This window comes from Geomonas ferrireducens, assembly GCF_004917065.1.
Classification (GTDB): Bacteria; Desulfobacterota; Desulfuromonadia; order Geobacterales; family Geobacteraceae; genus Geomonas; species Geomonas ferrireducens.
The window spans coordinates 1,398,813-1,414,514 of sequence record NZ_SSYA01000001.1 but is presented as its reverse complement, the minus strand read 5'-3'; the positions used below and the strand labels follow the sequence as shown (position 1 = coordinate 1,414,514).

Annotated in this window: 16 protein-coding genes; 7 read left to right on the top strand and 9 right to left on the bottom strand. The window is 61.0% G+C overall.

All coding sequences use genetic code 11. The annotated features are described in order from the left end of the window. Window positions 1-224 precede the first annotated feature (224 nt). From E8L22_RS06070 to E8L22_RS06050, 5 genes are all read left to right on the top strand, one after another. On the top strand, window positions 225-470 hold the full coding sequence (locus E8L22_RS06070) for an AtpZ/AtpI family protein (RefSeq protein WP_136524297.1): 246 nt from the start codon (window positions 225-227) through the stop codon (window positions 468-470). Next, window positions 439-828, top strand: coding sequence for an ATP synthase subunit I (locus E8L22_RS06065; protein WP_136524296.1), 390 nt, complete (start codon window positions 439-441; stop codon window positions 826-828). The genes E8L22_RS06070 and E8L22_RS06065 overlap by 32 nt, the downstream gene beginning before the upstream one ends. A gap of 4 nt (window positions 829-832) precedes the next feature. After that, a complete protein-coding gene (gene atpB / locus E8L22_RS06060; protein ID WP_136524295.1) occupies window positions 833-1,522 on the top strand; it encodes a F0F1 ATP synthase subunit A in 690 nt (229 codons plus the stop codon). 121 nt (window positions 1,523-1,643) lie between these two features. After that, entirely contained in the window at window positions 1,644-1,919 is a 276-nt protein-coding gene (gene atpE, locus E8L22_RS06055; RefSeq protein WP_015722622.1) for an ATP synthase F0 subunit C, read from the top strand. Between the two features lie 256 nt (window positions 1,920-2,175). Further along, window positions 2,176-2,892: a phosphatase gene (locus E8L22_RS06050; protein ID WP_136524294.1), complete on the top strand. Its 717-nt coding sequence runs from the start codon at window positions 2,176-2,178 to the stop codon at window positions 2,890-2,892. A gap of 206 nt (window positions 2,893-3,098) precedes the next feature. Here E8L22_RS06050 and purT read toward each other — a convergent pair whose 3' ends face one another. The 3 genes from purT to E8L22_RS06035 form a co-directional block, all read right to left on the bottom strand. Further along, window positions 3,099-4,277 carry a formate-dependent phosphoribosylglycinamide formyltransferase gene (gene purT / locus E8L22_RS06045; protein WP_136524293.1) on the bottom strand — a complete coding sequence of 393 codons (1,179 nt, stop codon included), beginning with the start codon at window positions 4,275-4,277 and terminating at the stop codon, window positions 3,099-3,101. Between the two features lie 19 nt (window positions 4,278-4,296). Then, window positions 4,297-5,787 (bottom strand): Rne/Rng family ribonuclease, encoded by a 1,491-nt coding sequence (locus E8L22_RS06040; RefSeq protein ID WP_136524292.1) that lies wholly within the window; start codon window positions 5,785-5,787, stop codon window positions 4,297-4,299. 193 nt (window positions 5,788-5,980) lie between these two features. Continuing rightward, on the bottom strand, window positions 5,981-8,470 hold the full coding sequence (locus E8L22_RS06035; protein WP_136524291.1) for a TIGR03960 family B12-binding radical SAM protein: 2,490 nt from the start codon (window positions 8,468-8,470) through the stop codon (window positions 5,981-5,983). 278 nt (window positions 8,471-8,748) lie between these two features. Between E8L22_RS06035 and E8L22_RS06030 the strand changes: the two genes are divergently transcribed. Next, window positions 8,749-8,988, top strand: a complete 240-nt coding sequence (locus E8L22_RS06030; protein ID WP_136524290.1) for a hypothetical protein — start codon at window positions 8,749-8,751, stop codon at window positions 8,986-8,988. A gap of 130 nt (window positions 8,989-9,118) precedes the next feature. Here E8L22_RS06030 and E8L22_RS06025 read toward each other — a convergent pair whose 3' ends face one another. From E8L22_RS06025 to E8L22_RS06005, 5 genes are all read right to left on the bottom strand, one after another. Next, on the bottom strand, window positions 9,119-9,490 hold the full coding sequence (locus tag E8L22_RS06025) for an exosortase system-associated protein, TIGR04073 family (RefSeq protein ID WP_136524289.1): 372 nt from the start codon (window positions 9,488-9,490) through the stop codon (window positions 9,119-9,121). 3 nt (window positions 9,491-9,493) lie between these two features. Continuing rightward, window positions 9,494-9,904, bottom strand: coding sequence for an exosortase system-associated protein, TIGR04073 family (locus E8L22_RS06020; RefSeq protein WP_135869095.1), 411 nt, complete (start codon window positions 9,902-9,904; stop codon window positions 9,494-9,496). Window positions 9,905-10,068: 164 nt separating this feature from the next. After that, on the bottom strand, window positions 10,069-10,674 hold the full coding sequence (locus E8L22_RS06015) for a peroxiredoxin (RefSeq protein ID WP_136524288.1): 606 nt from the start codon (window positions 10,672-10,674) through the stop codon (window positions 10,069-10,071). A 148-nt stretch (window positions 10,675-10,822) separates the two neighbouring features. Next, window positions 10,823-11,563 (bottom strand): ATP-binding protein, encoded by a 741-nt coding sequence (locus E8L22_RS06010; RefSeq protein ID WP_136524287.1) that lies wholly within the window; start codon window positions 11,561-11,563, stop codon window positions 10,823-10,825. 146 nt (window positions 11,564-11,709) lie between these two features. After that, a complete protein-coding gene (locus E8L22_RS06005) occupies window positions 11,710-12,012 on the bottom strand; it encodes a nitrous oxide-stimulated promoter family protein (RefSeq protein WP_246044559.1) in 303 nt (100 codons plus the stop codon). 105 nt (window positions 12,013-12,117) lie between these two features. Between E8L22_RS06005 and pcnB the strand changes: the two genes are divergently transcribed. Beyond that, entirely contained in the window at window positions 12,118-13,554 is a 1,437-nt protein-coding gene (gene pcnB / locus E8L22_RS06000) for a polynucleotide adenylyltransferase PcnB (protein WP_136524285.1), read from the top strand. A 133-nt stretch (window positions 13,555-13,687) separates the two neighbouring features. Here pcnB and uvrB read toward each other — a convergent pair whose 3' ends face one another. Next, window positions 13,688-15,667, bottom strand: a complete 1,980-nt coding sequence (uvrB, locus tag E8L22_RS05995) for an excinuclease ABC subunit UvrB (protein ID WP_136524284.1) — start codon at window positions 15,665-15,667, stop codon at window positions 13,688-13,690. Window positions 15,668-15,702: the final 35 nt, after the last annotated feature.

The window sequence follows — 15,702 nt, the reverse complement described above, 5'->3', positions numbered from 1 at the left end:
CAAAAGCGCACAACGCAACAGATGGTACCACCTTTCCCGCAACGGGCAACCTTTTCCCACCGCGCCATGCCGTCCTGAGGTAACATAGAAGGCAAGACGCCGCGATAAATCGCTATTTTTGTTGAGGCGCGTCTTGGAAATTAATTGACATTAGTACCGTCGACGTGCTATTTAGCCTTGGTTTTCTACCCGTGATTTGTATACGGGACAGAGGACGCACAGTTATGGAACAAGAAAAGAAGAACCTGCTCAGGACCCTGGGCATGATCTCCACCATGGGGATCGCGTTCGCGGTGGCCATCGCCATCGGCGTCTTCGTGGGGTTGAAACTGGACCATTGGCTCGGCACCGATCCGTGGTTTTTCTTCATATTCATGTTCTTCGGCATTGCGGCAGGTTTCCGCAACATATTCATATTAGCGGGAAAAGAGCTGCGCGATGACGGGTCCGACAAGGATAAACGAGAGTAACATCTTCTCCTGGCTGGTGCGTGGGAGCCTCCTTCTGAGCGGGGTTTTCGGAGCCGCCGGTGCCTTGCTGGTCTCACCGAGGTTCGGAGTTTCGCTCTTCGCCGGCGGCATGCTCGCCATCGCGAACTTCTTCTGGATCCGCAACGGCCTGGAAGCGGCGCTCCGCCTGCAGCCACGCAACGCCTCGCGTTTCGCCGTGCTGCGTTACATCCTGCGACTGGCCATCATGGCGGCGCTTTTGTACCTGGCGATCGTGGTCCTCAAGGCAGACATCTTCGGCCTTTTGATCGGACTTTCGGTCCTCGTGATCAACATAATCGCTTTTTCGATATATTTGTCGACCCGTAAAGGAGGCTAGCTTCATGGTTCATCCGTTTTTATTCCTTCAGTTCTTCCGCGAGTTGCTCCACCCCCTCGGCTTTTCCGAGGCAGGTGCGGACGCCGTAGTCTACACCTGGCTGCTCATGCTCGGCCTGGTGCTTCTGTCCATCGCGGCAACCAAGAGGCTGCAGGCGGTTCCCTCCGGCCTCCAGAACTTCATGGAAGTGATCGTGGGCGGCATCGAGAACATGCTGGTGGAGACTATGGGCGAGCACGGCCGCCCGTTCTTCCCGCTGGTGGCCACCCTGGCCCTTTTCATCCTGGTGTCCAACCTGATGGGCCTCATCCCGGGCTTCTTCCCGCCGACCGCCAACATCAACACCACCGCGGCCTGCGCGGTCGTCGTGTTCGTCACCACCCACATCGTGGGCGTGAAGCACCACGGTGCCGCTTACATCAAGCACTTCCTGGGCCCCATCGCCTGGCTGGCACCGATGATGTTCTTCATCGAGGTGATCGGTCACCTGAGCCGCGTTATCTCGCTCACCCTGCGTCTCTTCGGTAACATGAACGGCCACGAGCTCGTCCTGATCATCTTCTTCGGTCTGGCTCCGTTCCTGGTACCGCTGCCGATGATGCTGATGGGCGTCCTGGTCTCCTTCATCCAGGCCTTCGTCTTCATGCTCCTGGCGATGATCTACATCCAGGGCTCGCTGGAGCACGCGCACTAAAACCAAAAGACGTTCAGCGTTCAACGTTCAAGGTTAAAACCGAGGACGCTGGAACGTTGAACGTTGAACGGACTTTACTTCCTATACTATTTAGGAAAAATACGCAGCAAAGGAGAAACAAATGGAATTCTTTACTATGTGTGTACTCGCAGCAGGCATCGGCATGGCTCTCGGCACCCTCGGCACCGGCATCGGCCAGGGTCTCGCAGTTAAGAGCGCTGTTGAAGGCGTTTCCCGTAACCCGGGCGCTTCCGGCAAAATCCTCACCACCATGATGATCGGTCTGGCAATGATCGAGTCCCTGGCGATCTACGCCCTGGTCGTCTGCCTCATCATCCTCTTCGCCAACCCGTACAAAGAAGTTGCTCTCGAGCTGGCTAAAGCTGTCGCGAAGTAATTCGTTACCGACACGAAGCTTGAAAAAGGGCACACCGCAAGGTGTGCCCTTTTTTCATTTCCGCTGCGTAACTTGTCCCCGGACGGCACCTGTTTCTCATTCATTCGACCGGCGACATCACTTCGCAGTAACGCCCTCACCCCCCTCCGCAGGACCACCGCTACGGGGGGCAGGCCCGCCCTTCGGGCACCCTCTCCCGGTGGGGAGGGGATGGGGGTCCCTTGACATTTCACACCCGCTATGAAATAGTCCGGCCATGAAAATCATAGCCGACATGCACACTCACACGCTCGCTTCAGGGCACGCTTACTCCACCATCAACGAACTGGCTAATGCCGCCGCACAGGCGGGGCTGCGCGGCCTCGCTGTGACCGACCACGGTCCGGGGCTCCCCGGCGGGCCGCACCGCTTCCATTTCTGCGCCATGCGCTTCGTCCCGGCCACCATCTCCGGCGTCCGTATCTTCCGCGGCATCGAGGCGAACATCCTCGATCACACCGGTAGACTCGACCTCGAGCCGGACGTCCTGGAGACGCTCGACTACGTCATGGCCGGCTTCCACGAGGACTGCGGCATCTGCGGCCAGGACCGCGCACGCAACACGAAGACCCTCCTCGCCGTGATGGAAAACCCGCTGGTAAAATGCATCTCCCACCCGGGCAATCCCGTCTTCCCGCTCGACTACGAGGAGATCGTGATGGGTGCGCTCGCGACCGACACGGCGCTCGAGCTGAACAACTCTTCGCTCTCGGCGGTGAGCCGCAAGGGGAGCGAAGGGAACTGCACCGAGATCGCTCGTCTCTGCGCACGGATCGGGGCGCGGGTAATGATAGGAAGCGACGCGCACATCTGCCAGGGTGTCGGGGTGTTTGACGAGGCGCTGAAGCTGGCGACTGCTGCGGGCATTGCCGAGGGACAGGTGGTGAACGCCTCGTGGGAGCGGCTGCTTGATTTCCTCGGGATCAAGGAATAGACGGAAAAGGGGAAAGGAAGCGATGCAAATCCCCCCTGACGTCCCCCCCTTCGCAAAGGGGGGAACGTCAGGGCTCGTGTCGCGCTTCAGAAGAGCTGTGCCCGCCTTTCCAGCAATTTCCAAACGAACCCCAAAACTCCCCAATATATAAAAAAAGGGGGCGAACTTTGTAGTTCGCCCCCCGTAGAAACAGTCTGATCTTCGGCCTAGCGCTTCACGATCCTCACGCAGTGCGCCGCCTGCTCGGCCTTCGCCCTCGCATCGTCACAATCCTTGCCGAGGACCAGGGCCACGCCCATGCGACGCCCCTTCCTGGTGTCCGGCTTGCCGAAAAGTCGCAGCTTGCTCGCCGGCATGGCGAGCGCCTCGGCAACCCCTTCGAAAGCAACCTCAACGGCAACATCCTCCGCCAAAATGACGTGCGACGCAGCGCAGCCAAGGCTCTCCACCTCAGGGACAGGAAGCCCCAGGATGGCGCGTACGTGCAACTCGAATTCGGAGAGGTTCTGGGAGACCATGGTGACCATCCCGGTGTCGTGGGGACGGGGGGAGACCTCTGAGAACCAGACCTTTTTGCCGGTCACGAAGAATTCGACGCCGAAGATGCCGCGTCCGCCAAGGGCCGCGGTCACCGCCTCGGCCTGGCGCTGCGCCTCGGCAAGCACGGCGGGAACCATGGGGGTCGGCTGCCACGACTCGTGGTAGTCGCCGTCGATCTGGCGGTGGCCAATCGGGGGGCAGAAGTTAGTGCCGCCCACGTGGCGCACGGTGAGGAGGGTGATCTCGTAATCGAACGGGATGAACTCTTCGACGATCACCTTGTTGGAGGCGCCGCGCGCCCCCTCGATGGCGTAGCGGAAGGAGCGCTCCATGTCAGCCGCGTCGCGCAGGACGCTCTGCCCCTTGCCCGAAGAGCTCATGATCGGCTTCACCACGCAGGGAAGTCCGATGGCGGCTACGGCCTCGGCGAACTCCTCCATGCTGGTGGCGAAACGGTACGCCGCGGTCGGGAGGCCTAGCTCCTCGGCTGCGAGCCTGCGGATCCCCTCCCGGTTCATGGTGAGGTTCGCGGCACGCGCGGTCGGGATGACGTTGAAACCTTCCTTTTCGAGCTCCAGGAGGTATTCGGTGTTGATCGCCTCGATCTCCGGGACGATGTAGGCGGGGTTTTCCAGGCGCACCACCCGGTCCAGCTCCTCACGGCTCAGCATGTCGATCACGTGGCTTCTATGAGCGATCTGCATCGCCGGCGCGTTCGCGTAGCGGTCCACCGCCACCACCTCGATCCCGAACCTCTGGGCCTCGATGGCCACTTCCTTGCCGAGCTCCCCCGAGCCCAAAAGCATCATCCTCGTCGCACCTGTCTTCAGCGGCGTACCGATCATCTTCTCTCCTGACTGTGTATTAGGTTACGGCTACTTCGAACTGTTCCTGGTGGAAACCGGGCTTCGCGCGGACCGTGATCCGCTTCTTGAAGTTCTTCTCCAGCTCCTCAAGACCGCGGCGCTCCTCGTCGTAGAGGAGGTCGGCCACCTGCGGGTGCACGGTGAGCATCACCTTGGTCCCCCGGATGTCCAGCATCTCGCGGCGCAGTTCGCGGAAGATCTCGTGGCATACGGTGATCTTGGACTTCACGTAGCCGCGTCCCTCGCAGTAAGGGCAGGGCTCGCACATCATGCGCCCGAGGCTCTCGCGCACGCGCTTCCGGGTCATCTCCACGAGGCCCAGTTCCGAGATCTTGAGGATGTTGGTCTTCGACTTGTCGCTCTTGAGCGCCTCCTCGAGCGCGCCGTAGACCTTCTCCCGGTTCACCTCCTTCTCCATGTCGATGAAGTCGATGATGATGATGCCGCCCAGGTTTCTCAAGCGCAGCTGGTAGGCGATCTCCTTGACCGCCTCGAGGTTGGTCTTCAGGATGGTGTCTTCGAGGTTGTGCTTGCCGACGTAGCGCCCGGTGTTGACATCGATGGCGGTGAGCGCCTCGGTCTGCTCGATGATGATGTAGCCGCCCGATTTCAGCCAGACCTTGCGGCCGAGGGCGCGACTGATCTCCACCTCGAGGCCGAAGTGGTCGAAAATCGGCTCCTCCTCGTCGTAAAGCTCGATGGAGTACTTCATCTTCGGCATGAAGGTGCTGATGAACTGGACGATCTTGTCGTGCTCGGGCTTCGAGTCGACGACGATGCGTTCAACCGACTCGGTGAGGATGTCGCGCACCACCTTCTGGGTGACGTCGAGGTCCGAATGGATCAGGCTCGGCGCACCTCCCTTGTCCTTCTTCTTGGCTATCTCGTCCCAGAGTTTGGTGAGGTAGTGGAGGTCGGCGACCAGGTCTTCCTCGCTCTTTCCCTCCGAGACGGTGCGGACGATGAAGCCGCCGCCGACCGGCTTGATGCGGTCGACGATCTCTTTGAGGCGCTCACGCTCCACCTCGTCCTCGATGCGCCGGGAGATGCCGACGTGGTCTACGGTCGGCATGTAGACCAGGTGACGCCCGGGGAGAGAGATGTGCGCCGTGATGCGCGCCCCCTTGGTTCCGATCGGTTCCTTCGAGATCTGCACCAAGAGTTCCTGTCCTTCCTGGAGGAGATCCTCGATCGGGTGCAGCGGATGCGGCACCGGCTCCTCACCCTGCTCCGGCTCGATGTAACTGTCGTACTCGTCCATGGCGTCGAAGACGTCCGCCACGTAGAGAAAGGCCGCCTTTTCCAGCCCGATGTCCACGAACGCCGCCTGCATGCCCGGCAGCACCCGGACCACCCTACCCTTGTAGATGTTGCCGATGATCCCCTTCACCCTGCTCCTCTCGACGTACAGCTCCGCGATGGTGCCGTTTTCGATGAGCGCGATGCGGGTCTCGTGGGAGGTGGTGTTGATAACCAGCTCGTTTCCCATGTGAACCCCTTCCTGTATATAAATTCAAAAACAAAACAGTTCTAAGTTCTATGTTCTACGTTCTACGTGAATGCATGGCCCGTGGGGCGCTATAAAACGCTATAACGCTCAGGCACTACACGGCATTAGGCTCGCGGTCGGGACGCTGTTAGCGACGTTAACGTAGAACCTAGAACGTAGAACATAGAACGCTTTACGCAGTAAAGAGGACTTCAAGCTTCTCCAGCCTGGCATCCTTGAGGGCCTCGGCGGGCACGTCCAGGATGGCGGAGGCAAACTCGACGGGCTTGCCGCGCCCGACCACCATCTCCAGTGCGTTACCTTCAGCCTTCAGTTCCACCAGCTCGTGACGCAGGTCGAACTCGATCACCTTCCCCTTCTTCTCGCGCCTGAGCGGCACGGACTCCAGGGCAAGAAACGCGGCTACCTTCTCCGGGAGCGATACGGCAAGCTCGCCGGGGAGGGTGACGCGGTAGCGCACCTTGTCCATGATGACGGAAAGCGCCGGGGCCCGCAGCGGGATCTCGCTCGACTCCAGCACCCGGACCCCTCCGGGAAGGGTCGCGTTCAACGCTTCCTTCAGCTCGTCCGCCGTGTAGCCTGTGTTCACCTCGAAGTCCATGTACTCCGCGTAGGACTCGATGCCGACCGACAGCGCGGTGGCGAAGGAGAACTTCGGGTGCGGATGGAATCCCTGGGAGTAGCGGATCGGGATGCCGGAGCGGCCGACCGCCCTGGTGAAGAGGGTCAGCATCTCGAGGTGGCTCAGGAAACGCATGCGCCCCACCTTCTCGAATCGGATGCGGATCCTGGTCCCCTCTTCGGTCTGCTCCTGCTGCGCGGCCTCGCAGGCGTAGGTGCCGAAGGGGACGGGATCGTTCAGTCTCAGTTTAACTTCCTTGAAGTCGCAGACGCCGCACCCGGTGCAGCGGTCGAAACGGCAGTCGGGCGTCGCCGCCCCGATGAGCGCCGCCTCGCGCTCCTTCAGGTGGAATTCCTTGGTCACGCCGCAGTCGATGTGATCCCAGGGGAGCACCTCGTCGACTTCGCGTCTTCTCAGATAAAAGGAGGGATCGATCCCGCAATTCTCGAAGGCCTGCGCCCACTTGCTGCGGTCGAAATGCTCCCACCAGCCGTCGAAGCGGCACCCGAGCCGGTGCGCCTCGATGAGAAGGCGCGACAGGCGCCGGTCGCCGCGGGCGAAGACCCCTTCCATGCCGGAGAGGGAGGCATCCTGCCACTTCATGATCAGCTTCTTTTTCTTGAGGGCGTCGCGCAGGTGACGCTGCTTCTCGACGATCTCGGCCTCGGTTATCTGCGGCTCCCACTGGAACGGGGTGTGCGGCTTAGGTACAAAGCTCGACACCGACACGTTGACGTCGCCGCCGTTGCCGGCGAGCTTCCCCTGCCGTTTCACCTCGCGGGAAAGTTCCACGATGCCGTCGACGTCCTCCATGGTCTCGGTCGGAAGGCCGATCATGAAGTAGAGCTTGATCAGGCGCCAGCCGTTGCCGTACACCGAGCGCGCGTTATCAAGCAGCGCCTCCTCGGTGATCCCCTTGTTGATGACGCTGCGCAGCCGCTCGCTACCCGCCTCGGGGGCAAGGGTGAAGCCGGTCTTGCGCACGCGGCGTATCTCCTCGGCCATCTCGTCGCTCAGGCTCCCGACGCGCATCGACGGCAGGGATACCGCCTTCTTCCGGGCCGAGTAGCGGTCCATGAGCCCCTTCAAAAGCGGGGTTAGGCAGCCGTAGTCGCCGGTGGAGAGGGAGAGGAGGGAGATCTCGTCGTACCCAGTGTTCTCGAGCGCCTCCTCCATGATCTCGAAGACACGCTCGGGGCTGCGCTCGCGCACGGGACGATAGATGTAACCGGCCTGGCAGAAACGGCACCCCCTGGTGCAGCCTCGGGATATCTCGACGCTCACCCGATCGTGCACCGTCTTCAGGAACGGCACGATGGGAGAGGTCGGGTAATAGGCGGTTTCCAGGTCGGCGACGAAACGACGGCGCACGCTGCGGTAGTTCTCATGCACGGGGGCGATGCGCTCCACCCGGCCGTCCGGGAAATAGCTCACCTCGAAGAAGGAGGGGATATACACCCCCTCTATCCGCGCCAGACGCTCGAGGAGCTCACCCTTGGTGAGTCCTTCTTCCTTGGCGGCCCGGACGCACGCGGCCAGCTCGATCACGGCCTCCTCGCCGTCGCCGATCAGGAAGGCGTCGAAGAAGTCGGCCAGGGGCTCGGGGTTATAGGCACAGGGACCGCCTCCGATGACGAGCGGATATCCGTCCGGCCGCTCGGCGGCCAAAAGAGGGATCCCGGAGAGGTCCATCATGTTCAGGATGTTGGTGTAGGAAAGCTCGTACTGCAGAGTAAAGCCGAGGATATCGGCCTTTGCCAGCGGGGTGCCGGCTTCCAGGGTCGCCAGAGATTTTCCCTCGGCGCGCAGCGACGCTTCCAGATCAGGCCACGGGGCATAGGCGCGCTCGGGCATGATCCAGGCCTGCTCTTTCAGCACGCCGTAGAGCACCTGCAACCCGAGATGGCTCATCCCTATTTCATATACGTCCGGAAAGGCAAGGACGAAGCGGAGCGCCCCTTCCCGGTCGGCAACGGTTCCCATCTCGCCGCCCATGTAACGGGCCGGCTTTTCTACTGACAAAAGTATGTTATTGCTCAAAAATCCCCCAGACAGCTCGGTCAAGCCATGACCGGTCATAATAACAAACTATCCTGATACCTGGCAAGGCAAATACCCGCCGCGGGATGGTCTGCAGGGGAAGTCGATACCCCATTTGAGGTATCGACTGGAGCATATGGGGCGTGGTTTTCATGAGGCAACGCCCCTTCCCCCTCTACCTAACGCGGTTAATCAAGTGTTTACGGTTATAATGAGACGCTGGCACGCTACCTGCTAATATCCGCAATACCAATCCATTTCAGTAAAGGAGATTTACCATGAAAAAGATCGTATCTTCCGTAGTTGCTGCTCTCGTTGCTGTTGCTTTCGCTGGTGTTGTTTTCGCTGCTGACGCTGCTCCGGCTGCTCCGGCTGCTCCGGAAGCAAAAAAAGAAGAAAAAGCTCCGGCTAAGAAAGCTGCTCCGAAGAAGAAAAAAGCTGCTAAGAAAGCTGCTAAGAAAGCCGAGAAGAAAGACGAGAAAGCTCCGGCTGCTGAAGCTGCTCCGGCTGCAAAGTAATTTCCCCTTAACGGGTAATTGCGAAAGGCCGCATCTCACGATGCGGCCTTTTTTTATTCCCGAAAGCAGACACAAAAAAAGATCCGGGGCATCTGCCTTGGATCTTTTTTTACCTTTATGTCTTTGCAATCTACTCTTTTTGCCAGGCGTAGCCGGGGTCCAGGTAGGGATCGTAGAAGCCCGGGTAGGCAAGGAAGAAGGTAGCGGCCTCGCCTACCCCCGCCACGGTGCGCACCAGCGTCATGCCGACCCCCTTCAAGGGCCCCACGGTGACGCACTTGGCGGCTCCGTCGTTCCGGCAGGTCAGATAGATCTGCTTGGGAAACTCGATCCAACCGGTCGCGACGTTGGCGACACCGCGGACCAGCTTGTTGGCCATGCCGTCAACAACCTCCTGCGGTGAAGCAGACTCGAGGTCACGGCCTTCAGCATGCGCCTTCCCTCCCGTTGCCAAGGCAAAGGCAAGCGTCAGCATGGCGACAAAGATAAACCGCTTGGACATCATCTATTCTCCCTTGGCTTCGACCGGCTGGGCCTCGCTCTGCCCTCTCGGTTCAACGCGTTTTTCCTCCCACCCCTCCCAGACGAACTCCGGGGTGATCATGGGATCGTAATAGCCTGGCTGGGGTACCGCAAAAAAGACGGTTTCGGTCAGACCGGTCAGCAGTCGGTAGAAAGCCATCCCTACGCCCTTAAGCGGCCCCACCGCGTACCCGATGGCCCCACGGTCGCGCACCGTCAGGTAGGATTGCTTGGGTATTTCCACGATGGAGGTGGCCGTGTTCGTCACGCCGCGCACCAGCTTGAATGCCATCTTCTCGGCGATCGCCTCCGGCTGCTGTCCCTCCAGGGCGAAAGATGAGGTGGCAAAAACCATGAGCAGCAACAGGGAAAACAAAGTCGCCTTGGTGCGCATTTTGACTCCTTTTGAGCTACATATCGGTAAATGCTCTGTTCTTTTAGCATAGATGTCTTTCATTGGCAAGACGACACTGTTTCTGCCATTCTTTCAGTGGCAAAAGAAAAGGGCGCGGTTCTCTCGAACCGCGCCCTCGTCACTCTGTTACTGTTTTATCCGGGTTACTTGTTACCGTGCTTTTTGGCGAGATACTCGGCAACGCCTGCGGTGGAAGCCTTCATGGAATCCTCGCCTTCCTGCCAGTTGGCCGGGCAGACTTCGCCGCCGTGGGTCTCGACGAACTGGAGCGCATCCAGCATCCTGAGGGCCTCGCCGACGCTGCGCCCAAGCGGCAGGTCGTTGATGACGGTGTGACGAACAACACCCTTGGTGTCGATCAGGAAGAGCCCGCGCAGTGCCACCGACTCGTTGAAGAGGATCCCGTAGGCCTTGGCGATGGACTTGTCGAGGTCCTCCACCAGCGGGTACTGGACGTTGCCGATACCGCCGTTCTCGACGGTGGTGTTCTTCCAGGCCAGGTGCGTGAACCTTGAGTCGACGGAAACACCGATCACCTCGCAGTTCTTCTCCTTGAACTCTGCAACCCTCTTGTTGAACGCGAGGATCTCGGAGGGGCAGACGAAGGTGAAGTCGAGCGGGTAGAAAAAGAGCACGACGTACTTGCCGCGGTATTTGGACAGAGTGAGCTCTGCGAAGGAGTTGTCGGGCATTACCGCCTGCGCCGTGAAATCGGGGGCTTCCTTAGTAACCAAGGTAGTGAGACTCATAAGTGCTGTTCTCCTTTCAGCTGATTGGGATTTCTAATGGAGGCAACTGTACCAGCCTCCTAATCCTCTGTCAATCAAAAAAGATCAAAAGCGTCCTATTTGTCCTTTTACCCTGTCGCGCCGTCAGATTTCCTCCTACCCTGCATGCCTAGCGTTCGATAATTTCGCCGCGAATGCTGATGGTTACCTCGCGGAAGGGGATTTCCATCCCAGAGGCGGCCAAGGCCTGACGAGCCGCCATCACGATGCCGCCGCAGCAGGGGACCTCCATCCTGAGCACGGTAATCCCCGTGATGCCGGAGACCCGGAACAGTTCGGTCAGCTTTTGCAGGTAGGCGTTGTTGTCGTCCAGCTTCGGGCAGCCGACCACCACCGCCTTCCCGGCGAGGAAGTCCTGGTGGTAGTTGCCGTAGGCGAAGGGGACGCAGTCAGCCGTGATGAGCAGTTCGGCACCCTTGAAATACGGCGCCGTCACCGGCACCAGGTGCAACTGAACCGGCCACTGCGCGAGCTGGCTCTGCGCCGCGCCCGCGGGCTGGGCCGGCGCCGCCGGGGCCGGGGCGAAGCTCTGGACGCGCGAACCGGGGCAACCGCCGCCGTGACCGCCGCCGTGACCGTGACCGTGACCGTGACCATCGGCAGGTGCTCCCTCGGCCTGGAGGTGTTTCTCGACGGCGACCTCGTCGAACTCGTCCGCCTCACGCTCGATGATGGTGATGGCGTCCTGCGGGCACTCGCCCAGGCACGCCCCCAGCCCGTCGCACAGGTTGTCCGCGGCGATCTCGGCCTTGCCGTTGACTATTTTGATCGCCCCCTCGGCACAAGACGGAACACAGAGTCCGCAGCCGTCACACTTTTTCTGGTCGATATTTACTATTTTCCTGATCATCCGTACCCCCTAAACATGTTCTATGTTCTACGTTCTATGTTCTACGTTAAAAAGCCTGAAAACCCACAGAGCCTATGTTGCCTGCCGCCACTTTCCTGACTTCCGGTTCTAGCGTAGAACGTAGAACGCGGAACGTAGAACGTCCGTTAAAAAAAGTAGTGCCAGAGAAGGTCAAGCCTGCCGCGCAGCATAAGGTGCTTGCCGGAATAGGCCATCACCTCGCGGATCTTGGCGCGCTGGAGCTTACCATAGCAGTGGACGTGGCAGTTTTTGCAGGTCGGCTTCGGGTCGAGCGGGCACTTCTCCCGCTTCATCTTCGCGTAATCGAGAAGCCCCTTGCACTCTTCGCAAAGCACGCCCTTCGGGCTTTCGTGCTTGCTGCGGCAGTAAAAGCCGATGAAGGTCTCCAGGACCCTGATGTCCTTTTCCTGTTTTTCTTTCTTTTCCATGCTGGCAACCATAGCAGAAGAAATCCCACATCTTCATGACTTAAGTCAACAAAATCAAGTACGCATCCTTTGCCTTTGCACGTAAACTGTGCTATTTTCCCGCGAATGAACACTAACATGGAAAAAGTCATCATCCCGCGGGCGGAGCACTCTATCTCGCGCGCACTGCTTAGCCCGAACGGCGTGAAGGTACTGTACAAACTCAGGGAGCACGGTTTCATCGCCTACCTTGTCGGCGGCGGAGTCCGCGACCTGCTCCTTGGTCGCGAACCCAAAGACTTCGACGTCGTCACAGACGCCACTCCCAATCAGCTGAAGAAGCTGTTCCGTAACTGCCGCCTGATCGGCCGCCGCTTCCGCCTGGCCCACGTCCACTTCCACGATGAAATCATAGAGGTTGCCACCTTCCGCTCCACGGTCGATGCGGCCGAGGCCGCCCTTGAGGAGGCCGCCGAGGCGCCGCCGGAAGAGCCGACCGAGGCCGTTTCCGAAGCCGAGCAACTCGAAGACGAGCGCGGCAGGAGAAGGCGCCGCCAGCACCATGGGCCTCCCATCCTGAAGAGCGAGGACGGCATGGTCCTCAGGGACAACGTCTTCGGCACCCCGGAGGAGGACGCCATACGGCGCGACTTCACCGTGAACGCGCTCTTCTACAACATCTCCGACTTCTCCATCATCGACCACGTGGGCGGCATGGAGGACCTGAAAAACGGCCTCATCCGCACCATCGGCGATCCCTTGGTCCGCTTCACCGAGGACCCGGTGCGCATGATCCGCGCCATTCGTTTTGCCTCCATGCTCGGCTTCAACATCGAGCCCCGCACCGAGGCCGCCATCGAGGCGCTCTGCGGCACCATCAACAAGGCGACGCCCCCGCGCCTCTACGAGGAGGTGCTGAAGCTGCTCCTCATGGGAGCCGGGGAACGCACTTACCAGATGATGCGTCACAACGGCCTGTTCGAGCCGCTCTTCCCGCACTTCGACGCCTGGCTCTCCCGCGAATCGGACGGGTACCCGCACGTTCGCGTGAGCAAGGCGCTGGAATGGGTCGACGACCAGTTGGCCCAGGGGGTCCCGGTGTCGGCGCCGCTCCTCATCGCCCTCATGTTCGGCGAATACCTGGAGGAGAAGGTCACTACGTTCCGCGAGGCGGGGCTGCCGCCCCAGCAGGCGACCGACGCGGCGGTGGCCGCCTTTGCCGGCGAGCTTTCGCCGACCGTGGCGGTTCCTAACCGCGTGCTCGTAACGGTACGGGACATCCTCAACCTGCAGCAGCGTTTCCACAAGACACCTGGGAGAAACGGCCGCGGCGTGATCGCGCGCCCCTCGTTCGGCGACGCGCTGCAGTACCTGCGCTTCGTGGAGCGGCTCACCCCTCCCAAGCGCTCGCTTGCGGAGTGGTGGGAGCGCTACGTCGCGCAGCAGCTCGAGGCGCAGGGAGCGCCCGTCGAAGCCGCCGGGAGCGAGGCGGCCGTCGAGGCACCGAAGAAGAAACGCAGGCGGAGAAAGCGGCGTAAGAAGCCGGGGCCGGCGCCGGAATAAAGCCCACTCTTCCCCCTCTCCCCCTCCTGGGGAGGGAGCAGGAACCACCTGGTACAGAAAAAAGAAAGCCCCTCTCCCGCAACGGGACGAGGGGCTTTTCGTTGTCAATCGTCAATTGTCCGTCGTCAATTGCCTAGGTGATTTCCGCCACCTCGAGCCGCTTGATCTTGTCCCTCAACTCGGCCGCCCTCTCGAATTCCTGCGCCTTCGCCGCCGCGAGCATCTCTTTTCTCAGCCGCTTCAGCGTCTTCTCAAGCTCTTTGGGACTTAAGAATTCCTCCGCCTTGACCGGCACGGTGACCCAGTCCTTCTCCTCGGGCGCCTGCAGCGCGTTGCCGATCACCCGCTTCACGCTCTCAGGGGTGATGCCGTGCTCGGCGTTGTAGGCCTGCTGCAGCTCGCGGCGCCTCAGCGTCTCGTCGATCGCCTCGCGCATGGAGCCGGTCACCTTGTCGGCGTACATGAGCACCCGGCCGGAGACGTTGCGCGCCGCACGGCCGCAGGTCTGGATCAGCGAGCGCGTGGAGCGCAGGAAGCCCTCCTTGTCGGCGTCCAGGATCGCTACCAGCGAGACCTCGGGAAGGTCGAGTCCCTCGCGGAGCAGGTTGATGCCGACCAGCACGTCGAACTCGCCCAGGCGCAGGTCGCGCAGGATCTCCATACGCTGGAAGGTGTCGATGTCCGAATGCAGGTAGCGCACCCGTATGCCGAGCTCGCGGTAGTAGTCGGTGAGTTCCTCAGCCATGCGCTTGGTGAGCGTCGTGACGAGGATCCGCTCGCCCCGCTCGACCGTGGCACGCACCTCGTGCAGCAGGTCGTCCACCTGCCCCGCCGCAGGACGCACCTCGATGTTCGGGTCGATGAGTCCGGTGGGACGGATGAGCTGCTCGACCACCACCCCGCCCGACATCTTCAGTTCGTAATCCGCCGGTGTCGCCGAGACGTAGATCACCTGGTTCAGCTTCTTCGTGAATTCCTGGAAGGTGAGCGGCCGGTTGTCCAGCGCCGAGGGGAGCCGGAAGCCGAAGTTCACCAGGGTCTCCTTCCGGCTGCGGTCCCCACGGTACATCCCCCCCACTTGGGAGACCGTGATGTGCGACTCGTCGACCACCAGCAGGAAGTCGTCCGGGAAGTAGTCGATCAGGGTGTACGGGGGATCTCCCGCGTTTCTGCCGTCGAAGTGGCGGGAGTAGTTCTCGATCCCCTGGCAAAAGCCCATCTGCTCCATCATCTCGATGTCGAAGAAGGTGCGCTGCTCGATGCGCTGCGCCTCCAGGAGCATGTTCTGCTCCTTGAAGTGACGGATGCGCTCCTCCACCTCGAGTCTTATCTGCTCGACGGCCCGCTCCAGGGTCTGGCGCGTCGCCACGTAGTGCGAGGCGGGGTAGATGGCGAAGCGGGTGAGCTTCTGCAGCTGCACGCCGCGCAATGGGTCGATCTCGGAGATGGCGTCGATGGTGTCGCCCCAGAACTCGACGCGGATGGCGCGCTCGTCGTCGTGCGCCGGGAAGACCTCGACGGTGTCGCCGCGCACCCGGAAGCTGCCGCGGTGAAAGTCTATGTCGTTTCTCTCGTACTGGATCTCGACCAGGCGCTTCAGGAGCTCGTCGCGTCCGAGTTCGTCACCCTCGCGCAGGCGGATCTGCATCTGCTGGTACGACTCGGGAGAGCCGATGCCGTAGATGCAGGAGACCGAGGCGACGATGATGGTGTCGCGCCGGGTCAGAAGGCTCCTGGTGGCGGCGTGGCGGAACTTGTCGATCTCGTCGTTGATCGAGGAGTCCTTCTCGATGAAGGTGTCGGAGGCGGGGATGTAGGCTTCCGGCTGGTAGTAATCGTAGTAGGAGACGAAGTACTCGACCGCGTTGTTGGGGAAGAGCTCCTTGAACTCGCCGTAGAGCTGGGCGGCCAGGGTCTTGTTGGGGGCGAGCACGAGGGCGGGGCGGTTGCAGCGGGCGATCACCTGCGCCATGGTGAAGGTCTTGCCGGAGCCGGTCACCCCGAGCAGGACCTGGTGCCGGTCGCCGCGCAGCACCCCTTCCGAGAGCTCGTCGATGGCGCGCGGCTGATCGCCCCGCGCCTGGAATTCCGTTACCAGTTCGAATTTTTCCATGGCGACGATACTAGCAGGAGGGGGTGCGCCTTGGC